This window comes from Acinetobacter sp. ANC_7654, assembly GCF_056779855.1.
On the sequence record NZ_JBWYIR010000004.1, the window covers coordinates 105766 to 119303 of the forward strand.

The 13538-nt window shown below is 37.0% G+C and carries 12 protein-coding genes; 5 read left to right on the plus strand and 7 right to left on the minus strand.

Annotated features, from left to right (window positions below):
- Positions 1–4 precede the first annotated feature (4 nt).
- The 5 genes from AC1M86_RS06380 to AC1M86_RS06400 form a co-directional block, all read right to left on the minus strand.
- Positions 5–1024, minus strand: a complete 1020-nt coding sequence (locus tag AC1M86_RS06380; RefSeq protein ID WP_481590631.1) for an AraC family transcriptional regulator — start codon at positions 1022–1024, stop codon at positions 5–7.
- A gap of 156 nt (positions 1025–1180) precedes the next feature.
- Positions 1181–2023 (minus strand): hypothetical protein, encoded by an 843-nt coding sequence (locus AC1M86_RS06385; protein WP_035267867.1) that lies wholly within the window; start codon positions 2021–2023, stop codon positions 1181–1183.
- Between the two features lie 60 nt (positions 2024–2083).
- Positions 2084–3169: an LLM class flavin-dependent oxidoreductase gene (locus AC1M86_RS06390; RefSeq protein WP_179997731.1), complete on the minus strand. Its 1086-nt coding sequence runs from the start codon at positions 3167–3169 to the stop codon at positions 2084–2086.
- Positions 3170–3199: 30 nt separating this feature from the next.
- Complete coding sequence (locus AC1M86_RS06395; RefSeq protein ID WP_179997732.1) at positions 3200–3721, minus strand: flavin reductase family protein; 522 nt, start codon at positions 3719–3721, stop codon at positions 3200–3202.
- A 45-nt stretch (positions 3722–3766) separates the two neighbouring features.
- Positions 3767–5017, minus strand: a complete 1251-nt coding sequence (locus tag AC1M86_RS06400) for a dienelactone hydrolase family protein (protein ID WP_481595838.1) — start codon at positions 5015–5017, stop codon at positions 3767–3769.
- Between the two features lie 199 nt (positions 5018–5216).
- On the opposite strand from AC1M86_RS06400, the gene cysG reads away from it, so the two are divergent.
- The 4 genes from cysG to AC1M86_RS06420 all read left to right on the plus strand — a co-directional run bounded on the left by cysG (position 5217) and on the right by AC1M86_RS06420 (position 9978).
- Complete coding sequence (gene cysG, locus AC1M86_RS06405) at positions 5217–6602, plus strand: siroheme synthase CysG (protein WP_481595839.1); 1386 nt, start codon at positions 5217–5219, stop codon at positions 6600–6602.
- A 28-nt stretch (positions 6603–6630) separates the two neighbouring features.
- Complete coding sequence (locus AC1M86_RS06410; RefSeq protein WP_481607565.1) at positions 6631–7110, plus strand: tRNA (cytidine(34)-2'-O)-methyltransferase; 480 nt, start codon at positions 6631–6633, stop codon at positions 7108–7110.
- Between the two features lie 450 nt (positions 7111–7560).
- On the plus strand, positions 7561–8895 hold the full coding sequence (locus AC1M86_RS06415) for a solute carrier family 23 protein (RefSeq protein WP_481607613.1): 1335 nt from the start codon (positions 7561–7563) through the stop codon (positions 8893–8895).
- A gap of 108 nt (positions 8896–9003) precedes the next feature.
- Positions 9004–9978, plus strand: a complete 975-nt coding sequence (locus AC1M86_RS06420; protein ID WP_481607566.1) for an isopenicillin N synthase family dioxygenase — start codon at positions 9004–9006, stop codon at positions 9976–9978.
- 61 nt (positions 9979–10039) lie between these two features.
- On the opposite strand, the gene AC1M86_RS06425 is transcribed toward AC1M86_RS06420, so the two are convergent.
- Entirely contained in the window at positions 10040–11119 is a 1080-nt protein-coding gene (locus AC1M86_RS06425) for a hypothetical protein (RefSeq protein WP_481607567.1), read from the minus strand.
- 167 nt (positions 11120–11286) lie between these two features.
- Here AC1M86_RS06425 and AC1M86_RS06430 point away from each other — a divergent pair, with 167 nt between their 5' ends.
- Entirely contained in the window at positions 11287–11739 is a 453-nt protein-coding gene (locus AC1M86_RS06430) for a hypothetical protein (RefSeq protein ID WP_481591775.1), read from the plus strand.
- Between the two features lie 36 nt (positions 11740–11775).
- On the opposite strand, the gene AC1M86_RS06435 is transcribed toward AC1M86_RS06430, so the two are convergent.
- A complete protein-coding gene (locus AC1M86_RS06435) occupies positions 11776–13293 on the minus strand; it encodes an outer membrane protein transport protein (protein WP_481607568.1) in 1518 nt (505 codons plus the stop codon).
- Positions 13294–13538 lie beyond the last annotated feature (245 nt).

Sequence of the window (13538 nt, forward strand, 5' to 3'; positions counted from 1 at the left end):
TGTTTTAATGAATGAGTTGAGCACTGCCTGTTTGCCTTTCAATAATTTTTTTTAAGGTCTCACTCGGTTTTTCGCCAAATGCATCTTTATACTCAAGTGAAAAACGACCTAAATGTGTAACACCCCATTTATAAGCAATTTCAGTAATATTAATTTTATGCGTAGACTGTGAAATTTCATTATAAATACATTTAAGTCGGTAATGGCGTATATAAGCATTTGGACTGCATTTTAAATATTTTTTGAAAATTGTATTCAGCTTTTTTTTGCTTAATCCAGATGCATATTCTAAATCTGAAATTTCAATTTTTTGATGTATATTTTTTTGTATGAATTCTAACAAGCGAGTAAAGAAGTCAGGATAATCTAAAGTATTTTTATAAATTAAATCACTATAGTTATTGGGTTGAGATAATAATAATGACTTCACAATAATATATTCAAAATCTGAGCGCATTTCTTGAAAAAATGAAGTATTGGTAAAATTGTTTGTGAAATTTTTAATACTGTCAATTAAATCCCACCATGCTTTAATTTTCGGGTTGTTTTGATCCATCACATTTTGAAATACCAAAGGTTCGGTAACTGGCTGAGAGATTAAATCTGAAAGTATTTTTTCAACAAAAGTCTTTGAAAAAGAAATGAATGTTTGCACACAGTCTTTGTCAATAATTAGTTCAAATTTATCTTCAGGTGAAACAATGGATGCTTGATCATAACAGGCGTAAAAAGTTTGACCATCTTTTTTAAATAGTGGTCGCCCATTTTTAGGGCGCGTTATACAAAAGTGGTTCATATTTTCATGCGTATGCGTTTTGAAAATTACATCTTTACCATATGTTAAATCCCCAATAATCATACGACCGATTTGCGATCCATTAAAACTAAAATCCAATGGTTCATATTGATTAAAATCGACTAAATCATGTGGGCCAATGATTAAATCAAGACAATGGTTGGCATCATGAATATTCTGCGTATGTGATTGAATCGTAGAAATAGACCTGTGTTGCTGGCTATACATAAATACCTCTATCCTTAGCTTGCTTATCATTACTTATGCAAAAATCAATCCATGATTTTGCTTTTTTTGTTTTATCTCAAATAAATAAATTAATCTAAAATAGTAGAATATAAAAATACTCTTTTGGTACTAAATTAGATTAATTTGATATGTTATTTAAAAGTGGTAAGCGACACGTAACATAGGGCTACTCGCGGTCGCTCCTGAACCAGCAACACCAGATGCATCATTACCATATTTATTTTTCCAGTATTGATAAGCAATCCCAGCTTTCAATTTTGGTTGATTGGCAGATTTATCTTTAAGTAAAGAATACATTAAAGACATGTCTACAAAGATTTCACTGGCGGTAGGCTCACCAAAAGGATCTTTCCCTTTGGTACTCATCCAAACACCTATGCCTTGATAATTCCAATTCGATTGCATAATAGGAAAATCCCAAAGCACTTGAAGTGCTAAGTAAGGATCATAGGTATATTTTTTACTCAGTACATTAGCATCATTGCTCTCGTAATAGCCTAGCAAACTGAGATTAAGATAGCCTGGTGTATTTAATGTAACACTTGGACCAGCAACATACATTTGTCGATTTGAACCATAATCATCATTCTTTGTATTCCAGTCAAAACCTACTGTAAAACCATATGTCTTGAACCAACTAGAATCATTCGGTTTGTGTTGCGTGATACTTGGGATATCTAAGGTATGACGATAAATTGCATATGCCTCTTGAGCTCCTCGACCAGAAGCTTTGTTTGCATTTGGTTCAGCTGAGGATTGATGCATATTGAGTTGAAAAAAATTGGTGCCATATTTATAGCCGCTTAGGTGTACAAGACTAAAAATATATTTGTCAAAATCACCGTCTTTAAATGGTTCTGAGAAATCTTGACCATAACTGACAGCCAGTGAAGTATCACTCCAATTTGCCGCTTGAACTGCAGTGCCTAATGCAAAGCAGATTGATCCAGTGAATAACCCCTTTAAAATATAATTCACAGCTAAATTCCCTCTTAAAATAAATAAGCCGACAGTGAAACGGTCGGCTTAAGTGGTGGATTAACGAATATTATGCTTTTCCAAAATTGGTAAAACATGATCACGGAAATACGGAAATTCGCGGCTATAATCGAGGAATGAAAGAGTCGTTCCTCTAAAACCAGCTTCATGTAAATCTAAAATACCTTGCGCGACTTGTTCAGGTGTACCGACTAATGGAAAGCCACCATGGCCTACACTCATTGCATCACGAATGGATTGTTGAACCTCTTTTGGGAAACTTTGAGCATGTGCAAACATTAAGCTCATCAGATTGTCAACGGCAACAGTATCAGCATTGTTTAATTGACGATCCCATTCTGCTTTGGCTTCCTCTTGTGTAGGTCTGCAAATGACATGGGAGAAGGTCATCACATTGACTTCTCGGTTTACGTCGCGACCTGCTTGTTTAAGCTCATCAATTTCAATCTTGCTTCTGCCCAAGTCTGAAGCTGGTGTAAAAAGAAAGTCCGCATTATTAACGGCAAATTCACGTCCATTTTTTGAACCAGCAGCATTGAAGATAGGCGGATGTACAAGTGGTTTTGGTTTTCCATAAGTTCCTTTGGTTTTGAAAAACTTACTTTCAAAATCAAATTTTTCTTCACTGGTCCATACTTTTTTAATCAGGTCATACCAGTCTTGTGCATAACCATAACGAGTTTCGTGATCATCAGGTAAATGTAGACCGAGTGCTTCATATTCAGGTTTATTCCAGCCTGCAACAATGTTGAGTCCAATACGACCTTGACTAATCTCAGATAGCGTTGCAATCTGCTTGGCAACTACAACTGGATGATTGGGGACAGTCTGAATTGTCGCAAAAACTGTAATGTCTTTGGTTAAAGCCAATAATGCGGCCGCCCAAGTCATGGTCTCTAAAATTGTTCCCTGAAAGTCTGTTTCACCGCCATAGCCTGTAAAGCGAGCAATCGGTAACATGAAGTCGATACCAGCTTCATCTAGCATTTTTCCAAGTTCGAGATTCTTTTCCCAGCTCGCACTCCATCGATCTTCAAGAGTTGAAATGGTCATTCCACCTGAGCAGTTAGAAGCAAATGAGCCGAGTAGAAAGCGATTATCATTGAAAAAGTGATGTTGATTCATTTTAAAAAATCCTTAAATTTCGTGAATTCGCTATACACCAGCAAATGCTTGATGAAGATTTGCTTGTTTATATTGCCCGTTATGGAACACCAATGGATTTCCAAGCTGATTACGGCAGGCTTCAATTTGTCCCACAATAATGTAGTGATCCCCAGCTTCATGAAGCTCATACTGACGACAAACAAAAGTGGTTAAGGATTTATTTAGAATGGGGATGCCCATATACTCATCAACGTCATCTAAGCCTTCGAATTTGTCATCAGAAGATTTTGAGAAATGCTTAGACTCTTGATACTGATCTTCACTCAAGATATTGATGGCAAAATATTCTGCCTGTTTGAAATCTTCGAAATGTGTCGCAGATTTTGCGATGTTCCATAAAATTAAAGGTGGATCAAGCGATACAGAAGTAAATGAGTTCGCTGTCATTCCAATTTTTTTATGATTTGAATCTAATGCAGTTACTACTGTAATCCCAGTTGCATACTGACCCAAGAGTTGGCGTAACGAGCGTTGCTCCAACTGTATTACAGGTGTCATTTCATTTAACATGATCATAATCCTTCATCTTAATTCTGATTGTCAGAATGAGTTCCTTTATTCGCCAATCGGTTTATTTTCACTGGATGGCCAAGTTGGCATCAGTTCATTTGAGGGTAAAGTTTCATCTAAAAGTTTCTTGGCAGTTTCAACACCTGCAACAGGTAGTCCAGTTGGATCTAATACGCCAATTTGCACCAGTAAACTTGCCTGATCCCAATAGATATGCTCATGACATAGTTTCGGTCCACGGAACTTGATAATGCCGAGCATTGGAATCTCTACATATTTTCCCGTCGGTTTAATTCCAGGAATTAACCAATCAATTTCCTCATCATGAGTGAAACTCATAATGAATTCATCAACGACTTGAGTTGCGCCTACAGTTCGTGAAATAGGCGTCAGTTTCATATCTTTTGGATTGTTATGAACAAAATGGTATTGATAGAAGCGAGCTAATTGTTTGTAGCCGACGCCACCTGTCAATGTTGGAATGTGATTGACATAAGGCTCTGCCACCATTGTTGCCATCGTGTCTGGAACATTTCGAGTGTCAAATTCAAATCGAACATGCTCTTCCCATAGCGCAGCAAGGTCGTAATTTGGTCCTATTGCTTTGCGTAAAGCTGTAATGGTTCTTTCATGTGCCATGAGTGCACTAGGCTTGTGATAATGCATACTCTGTGGGCGAGCAAAGGCATGATCGACATCTGGATAAATATATGTTTCGACTTTTGAGTTGTTTTGCAGAGCAAGTAGGATTTGTTCACGAGTGTTAGAATCACAGAATTGATCTTGTTCAGCAAAATGAAGAACCAGTTTGGATTGAATGTTGACTGCTTCTTCTAGGTTTTGCTCGATTCCTACACCGTAGTAAGAAACAGAACACTTTAAATCTGGAATGCGGCAAGCTGCGAGATATGCCAATTTACCGCCTAGGCAGTATCCGACCAATCCAGTACCTGCATCTTGATCAACTGTTTCAAGGGATTTGAGTGTTTCAATTGTAGATTTGATATCCTCAATACCCAGATCTTGATTAAATTGAGTATATAAGTCATATGCTTTTTGAAAGTCTTCTTCGGTATAACCGAGTTCTACATTAGGTTGAATACGCCAAAATAAATCAGGAACAATAACGGTATAACCTTCTTCAGCCAAAAAGTCTGCCTTTTGACGCATAACTTCATTAACACCGAAAATTTCCTGACATAACACAAGACCAGGACCTTTACCTGCTTCAGGTACTGAAAGATATGCTTTAAATGAACCTGCTGATGAATGTACATCAATATATGAACCAGCCATCTCGATAATCTCCTTTACTGTTGAACTTATCATCGGCATCAGCAGGATTTTTGACTATCCAAATAGAGTTCAAGTTTTATCCGTTTTAGGTCCCTTCATCGATATGCATCTGTTAAAAAAGCTACCACTTGCTTACTTTTAAGCAGCTTGAGTCGTGGAGAAGGTGCTAAAATAGAGTGGGCATATGAGGATCGATTCAGTGGATATTTTTCCAATTTCATTAAAATTGCAGCAGCAACCTTGTTTGATTGTCGGTGGAGGGCATATTGCTTATCGCAAAGCACTGTTACTGCAAAAATCAGGAGCAAAAATTTCGGTTATTTCACCTGAGATTGAGGCGCAACTTTTAGAAATTGTCGAGAAAAGCTCTGGTCAATATATTCAAGCTCATTTTGAAGATCACGATTTAAAATTAAACGATTACCGTTTAGTGATTGCTGCCACAGATCAGCCTTTAGTGAATCAACAAGTTTTTGAAGAATGTGAAAACTTAAATGTATTGGTGAATAGTGTTGATGATCCACCACATTGCCGATTTATGGTCCCTGCAATTGTTGATCGCTCTCCACTTGTTATTTCAATTGCGAGTAATGGGACATCCCCAGTATTGTCCAGACAGATTAGAACTCAACTTGAGACTGTAATCCCGCATGGAATCGGAACATTAGCTAAAATCTCTGGTGAATGGCGAAAACGTGTAAAACAAAAAATTGAAAATCCTGATGAACGCCGTATCTTTTGGGAAGAGCTGTATGCTGGACCTTTCAAAGAGCGTGTATTTAATAATAATCTGGCTGAAGCAGAAAAAATTATTCATCAGTCTTTAATAGAATGGAACAAACCCAAAGGTGAAGTTTATTTAGTTGGGGCAGGTCCAGGTGATCCCGAGCTTCTCACACTCAAAGCTTTAAGGTTGATGCAACAAGCAGATGTTGTGATTTATGACCGTTTAGTTTCTGGTGCTATTATGGAGTTATGCCGCCGGGATGCTGAAAAAATCTATGTGGGTAAAGCAAGGTCAAATCATGCTGTTCCACAAGAAGGTATTAATGCTTTACTCGTGAAATATGCGAATGAAGGCAAACGTGTCTGCCGTTTAAAAGGAGGAGATCCTTTTATTTTTGGGCGAGGTGGTGAGGAAATTCAAGAACTCTATGAGGCAGGAATTTCATTTCAGGTCGTTCCCGGAATTACCGCAGCATCAGGGTGTTCAGCATATGCGGGTATCCCTTTAACTCATCGTGATTACGCACAAAGTGTTCGCTTCTTGACTGGACATTTGAAGGAAGGTTCTCCTGAACTTCCATGGAATGAACTCGTGTATGAACACCAAACATTGGTACTGTACATGGGGCTTGTTGGATTAGAAAAAATCTGTGAAAAGCTTATTCAACATGGTCAACGAGCAGACATGCCTGTTGCTTTAATTTCTAAAGGTACGACACCAGAACAAAAAGTTGTTGTGGGGACTTTGGCAGATATCGCTTCGAAAGTGTTAGAAAATCAAATTCAGGCGCCAACTTTGACCATTATTGGTGAGGTGGTGAAATTAAGAGAACAGTTGAAATGGCAAGACGAACTGTAAAAGTCTGCTATAAAGTTGAGAAATTATTGTGATTCATGTTGTTTTATACGAACCAGAAATTCCTGCAAATACAGGAAACATTATCCGTTTATGTGCAAATACAGGAGCACAATTACATTTGGTCAAACCGCTAGGTTTTGAGCTGGATGATAAGAAGTTAAAGCGTGCTGGATTAGATTACCATGAATGGGCTCGCATGCAGATATGGGATAATATTGAAGCATGTCTGGAAAATCTAGCGAGTCAAGGTGTGGATCAAGATTCGATTTATCCTTTAACGACCAAAGGTACCGAAACACCACATACCTCGAATCTGAATAGGCCAGTTGCTTTACTCATGGGGCCTGAAACGCGCGGACTACCTGAACATGTTCGTATGATGTTCCCAAAGCAACATTGGATTCGTTTGCCCATGGCGCCAAATTCTAGAAGCTTAAATTTATCTAATGCTACGGCAGTGATTGTTTATGAAGCATGGCGACAACAAGGATTTAAAGATTTAAATTAAGTCAGTAAGGTCATCGAAAGGTGACCTTTTTTAATGCATAAAAGTTTAGTAAAACTTGGCTAATATGATGAAATATTCATTAAGAATAAAATTAAAATAATGATTTTAAATACGATTTTATTTTATATTTCGGGAATCCAATTTTTTTGAGTAAAAGTCTAAAAAATATACAAAACGGTCAAATTTTTTCATTTGTTAATGAAATTAATATTTATATAAAACTGAGTATTAGGTTTTATTTTTGTTGATCTTAAACTAGCTGCCAACCAAACGAAATATTAGAAATTCGACCAATTGGTATATTTGTTGCTTAGTTAAAGTGAATATATGGTTCCGATAAATTTGATAGACGAACTGTGATTTGTACTTAAACGAAATGAATTTATCATTGTACAGCCAATGTCTAAAGATGTTCGACATTGGCTCACATTACCAATGGGGTGGTATGTGATGAAAGAGAATTGGTTTTCCAAATTTACTCCTTTTCAAGGAGATATTGAAAAAACTCCCGTTGCCATGAACGAGTACTTGCCTACAGGACAAAGTATTGTACTTGGACTTCAACATACATTTGCCATGTTTGGTGCAACAGTGTTGGCACCGCTGCTCATGGGGTTTGATCCTAGTCTAACGATCCTGTTATCTGGTATAGGCACGATATTATTTTTCCTTATCACAGGTGGGAGAGTGCCAAGCTATCTTGGGGGTAGTTTTGCTTTTATTGGTGCTGTGATTGCTGTAACAGGCTATACCGGTTCAGGGTTAAATCCAAATATTGGGATTGCCTTAGGTGCAATAGTGGTATGTGGTATTTTCTATGCCTTGATGGGTTTACTTGTAATGAAAACGGGTTCTCAATGGATGGAGAATCTTTTACCACCAGTTGTTGCTGGTGCAATCATTATGATTGTTGGATTAAATTTAGCACCTGGGGCGATTAAAGCCGTATCAGGTAATGAGTTTGATACATGGATGGCTTTATTGACCGCAATGTGTATTGGTGGTGTCGCAGTATTTACAAGAGGAATGTTGAGACGATTATTGCTATTGGTGGGTTTGATAGTTTCGTATCTTGTATATTTTGTTTTAGCTAACATGATGGGAATGGGCAAACCAATCGATTTTAGCTCGGTTTCAAATGCGGCATGGTTTGGTTTACCAACTTTATATCAACCTGAATTTCAAATGAATGCAATTCTGCTGATTCTACCTATCGCATTTATTCTTATTGCTGAAAATCTTGCGCATTTCAAAGTTGTAAGTGAAATGACAGGCAAAAATATTACACCCTATATGGGTAGAGCATTTTTGGCAGATGGGGTATGTACCTCTATGTCTGGTGCAGTAGGAGGAACAGGATTAACTACATATGCAGAGAATATTGGGGTCATGGCGGCAACGCGTATTTACTCTACAGTGGTTTTTGTAATTGCGGGTATTGTCGCCATTATTCTGGGATTATCACCAAAATTTGGAGCACTCATTAGCACATTACCTGTCGCAATTTTGACAGGGACTTCAATGATTGTTTTCGGCTTAATTGTAATCGCTGGTGCGAAAATCTGGATCGAAAATAAAGTCGATTTTACTCAAAACGGCAACATTATTGTGGCATCAGTGACTGTGATTATGGGCGCAGGGAACTATTCGATTATGGTTAGTGGACTTGATCTCGGCGGCATTACAACGGCGACATTTGCGGGAATTATTCTAAATCTGATTTTTAATCGAGCTAATCAAAAGCAGAATCAAATAGTAGCAGACGTTGTACCAGAAAAAACTTAAGTTTGAGACTTAGCTTTTAAGACAAATTTTAGTCAATCCTAAATTGTCGAAAGTTTCAGCAAGATAATGAAAACGTAAAAGATGTATACCTGATACAAGGGGATAAAAATGGGAATACCAGTAATTGATTTAGCAGGCGTAGATATAAACAAACCAGAAAGTGAGGCGACTAAACGTGCAGTTGCTGAACTGAGAAAAGCTGCGATGCATTCAGGTTTTTTCTATGTGAAGAATCATACAGTTCCTTTGGAAATGATGACGCGACAGTTTGCATTAGCAAAAGAATTATTGGCGCTTCCAGAAGACGTTAAGCAAAAATATGATGTACGTAATTTTTTTGGATTCCGTGGATTTGATAAACTAAATGGTCAGCAATTAGACCCTTACGGCAAGCCAGATTATAAAGAAGGGTTTTATTGTGGTCGTAATTATCCTCAAGATCATCCTTTTGCAATCGCTAAATATCAAAACTATGGTCCAAATCAGTGGCCTGAAGAATTACCTCAATGTGAATTGATTTGTCAGGAGTACATCGATGAAATGTATAAACTGGCAAATTTTCTGATGCAACTTTTAGCATTAACGTTAAATCTGCCATCGAACTATTTTGATGCTTCTAGTAAAGATCCTATGGGAACATTACGTATGTTGCGTTATCCAACTACACCTAGAGATGATGATGAAACATATGGCGTTGGCGCGCATACAGATTGGGGGTCAGTCACCATTTTGGCACAAGATCAAATAGGCGGATTAGAAGTGTGCATGCCTGACGGAGAGTGGGTTGCAGCACCACCAATTGAAGGAACATTTGTAGTTAATCTAGGTGATATGATTCCAAAATGGACCAATGGTCTATATCACTCCAATCCACATCGAGTAAAAAATAGTTTTTCAAATGGTGCTTATCGTTACTCAATTCCATTTTTTTATGAACCAGACTATCACGCTGTGATTGAGCCAGTTCCAGGAACATTGAAAGAAGGTGAATTACCTTTATATGCACCATGTACAGTAGGGGAGCATTTAGAAGAAATGTATAATCGTTCATATAAAAAAGCGGAAGAGAATGCAGTAGCTTAAATCTCGCGATACAAAAAAAGCATTATCTATATAATGCTTTTTTTTTAATTATTCTAATGATTTATGAGCGATATTGATTGATAAAGTCCTCAGAACTTAGCCCTTTTTTAGCATAATGAATTGATGCTCTTTCCGCATATATTTGTCTAATATAGCGCGCTATGTCGCAGCTATCTGCAAACATATTATATTTCCAACCCAAACCATAGGACCATAAATTAATATTATCCACGGTCATGATTTCAATATTTGTATCCTCATGATCCAAATAATGGTCAATCATCTTGCGAATGACCTCTTGGGTGCAGCTTAATTTATATGCATGCCATTCATCATGGGGACACGCATTTTTTGGTGGCTGCCTAAATGGGTATTGAATGCCTCTTCCAGGGCGATTAAGACCGTGACCTTCCCATGGGCTGTATTCTTGGGACCATGTATTTAATGGCCCGTTTGGAACCGCAGGACGTATTTGCCCCCAATGTACCAAATTTTGATTTAACCAATCATCTGCAAAACTATCGCAGTTGAAAGGATCAAGCTTTCTAATCGCTTCTTGGTCATGTTGAAAAGAGATATAAGATTCGATTGGATTTTCGATTTTGAAAATACAGTGGCTATAGTCCATCGCCAATTTAAATGGAATACCTTGATGATTGACTAAAGCTGCAACTTTCTCTACCCGGCGATAATCTTCAGACCAATTATCTACGTGATTTTCAAAGGTAATGGTTATACCCTTACTTTGAGCATACTCATAAAAATATAAATAGGCATCAGCAACTTGTTGATCATTAAGATAGTTGAATTTACTGTCTTTTGCTGCAAGCATAATGTTGTGGTATTTGGCGCCTACGGCACATGTAAGCTCGATATTTTCTTTGAATATTTTTTCATGTTCTCCCCAAATATAGCATCCGTAACCTGAATAAACTGGAATATTGTATTTTTGACTCCCTTTAATGTAATCATCAATCATTTCACGATGAGTCGGAATGTGATCGATAAAATCCCACACGCTCGATTCTGCAAGTAGATCGAATTTTTCCATTATTGATGGTTCTTCAAGAGATACTGGATGTTCAAATGATGAGGCTTGTATGCCTAGTCCAGCACAGCCTAATGGAAACATTTTTTTCATAAATTCAATACCAAAAATATATAATTAAATCAGTGAATTGATAATGCAAAAAAAATGCCTTAATCCCTTAATATTTCAATCTATTACATTATTAAAATGGCTTTTTTAAAATATCAGTTGTCTAATACGAACATAAATTTATCGAAATAAATTAGATACGGGGATGTATGATTAAAAACATTAAAAAATACAGCTATGGAATTATAGTAATCATCTGTGCAGGAATGACGACCTCTAAAGTGATGGCACAAAATGAAAATAAAGAACAAGCGGATTTAAATAATATTAATCCATTGACTCAACAGGAAATCGATCAAGCATTAGCTCAGATGAAAGCAAAAATGTTCAAAAATTTGGAAAATTGGAGTGCGGCGTTAAAACGAAATGATTTCGAGCGGACAGGAAAAAATTTGGTGTTAAAAAGTAAGAAACAGCTTGAATTATGTCATATATATCAAGCTTCTGTAGATGAAACATATTCTTTAGCGCAAAAAAATCGCCATCGTATGTCTATAGATGAACAGAAAATTGTGGATGATCGAAATAGGTTTATTGAGTATTTAGGATTCAAAGATAATCAAATTGATACTAAATTAGGTTTTAGTTGTCGATTAATTTAAAAAAAGCACGGATGAAAAATCCGTGCTTTTTAAACTCTAGAAACGGTAACCAATTTTAAAGCTATATCCAATAGCTGTATTGTCTTTAAAATCTGCATCATAGCGATCGGTTCCGAACCAACTAGCAGATTGAGCTTTTGCATCACCTAACCAAAAATATCGTGCACCCGCTTGAATGAATGTATTTTTATTAAAGCTGTACTGACCACCTAATCCTGCACTCCAAAAACCTTCAGATGGACCTAAGGTAGAAACATATTCACCTGCACCAGAGTCCCATCCTCCGATAATGGTCAATGCGAGTTTTTCATTTAATTTTCTTGCGATACCGAATGTTGCAGATATTTGATCTTTTTCATAAGCGATTAAGTCGAAACCACGAGGTCCTTTACCTTGTCCCTCCGTAATAGAAGAAGTTAAAACTCCAAATTTGTATGGACGGATTTTGAACTCAGACCAATCTACCCAACGTAAATTGATATAAGCTAATGTATCAGCCATGATACCTGATTGGAAATCAAGGTTAACTGATTGTGGAGTTGATGCTGAGGTTTTACCTTCTGTATATTGGTAGTCGGTACCAAGTGCCCCAATTTTATCTACAATATGCCACCCAGGATGTACAATAGGTAATGTATCTGTAATCACTTCAGGCATACTTTCTTCAGCTTGAACTGAATAAGAAATTTTTGACCTGTAGGTTAATGAAGCTCTTAATGCAATTTCAGGAATTTGAAATGCAGCACCCGCTAGCCAACCAAAAGCACCTTCTTCAGGCATACTTGCTTTATAGCCTTGATAATCTTTTCTTGTATCACGACCAAGAAGATCTCTTGAACCTGTACCTTTTTCCTTAAAAGTACTACACAGTGCTACACCACTAGTCTGTGAATTACATAAATAACCACCTAACAGACTGTAAGCAGTTCCTTGTAAACTAAGATCACCTTTTACTGTTTGATAAACTGGGCCTGCATAAAAATTAAGGTGTTCATTAGGTTGGAAGCCTACGACTAGAGATAAACTATTTGTCGAAACTTCAGCCTCTGTACTGCCATACTCACTGTGAAATGCACCATATTTTGTCGCAGATTCAAGGTCACCTAATGGCAATCGTCCTGAGCTGTTGACTCTGGAATGTTTTTTATCAGAATTTGAATAAGAGGCTTTTGCTCCGAAAGGTTGGTCATAAATTAAACCTAATGAAATATTGTCAGTTACTTGAAATTTTAAATTAATATTTGCAAATCCGAACGTGTCAGCAATATCACTTAAATTTGAGCCCGCAATTTCCCCACCTGCATTAATATCATCTGCTGTAGGCATATTCCAACCATTCGGGTCTCTTAATCCTGCAGAAGCAGGGCCCGAAGGTTCAGTTCTCATTGTTCCTGAAAGATCAGCATCCAAAATTGAATAACTAAAATCTACATAGTTTCCTGACTGTAAAAAGCCATTCATCGATTGGCCTGAACGATCCATAGCTGCAGCATAAGCGCCCGCGGTTGGAAACATTGCGACCAAAATCGCCCCAGTAAGTGTATTCAAACGCATTATTACATTCCCTGTGTAATGAATATTATTAGAGCTTTTACTCAAATATTTTGCTCTTTATACACATCGTGTAATTTTTGGTCAATGAGTATCCTGACAAATATGTAATTTTTTGCCAATCATTTTTTATTTAATTTCATGTATTTGCGTTTAAATGTGTTATTTGTCTCATTATTTTGAAATAAAGCTGCATATTATGATGTAGAGTTTATTTTTTAAATAAGAGATTTTGATTGATGTTTGAT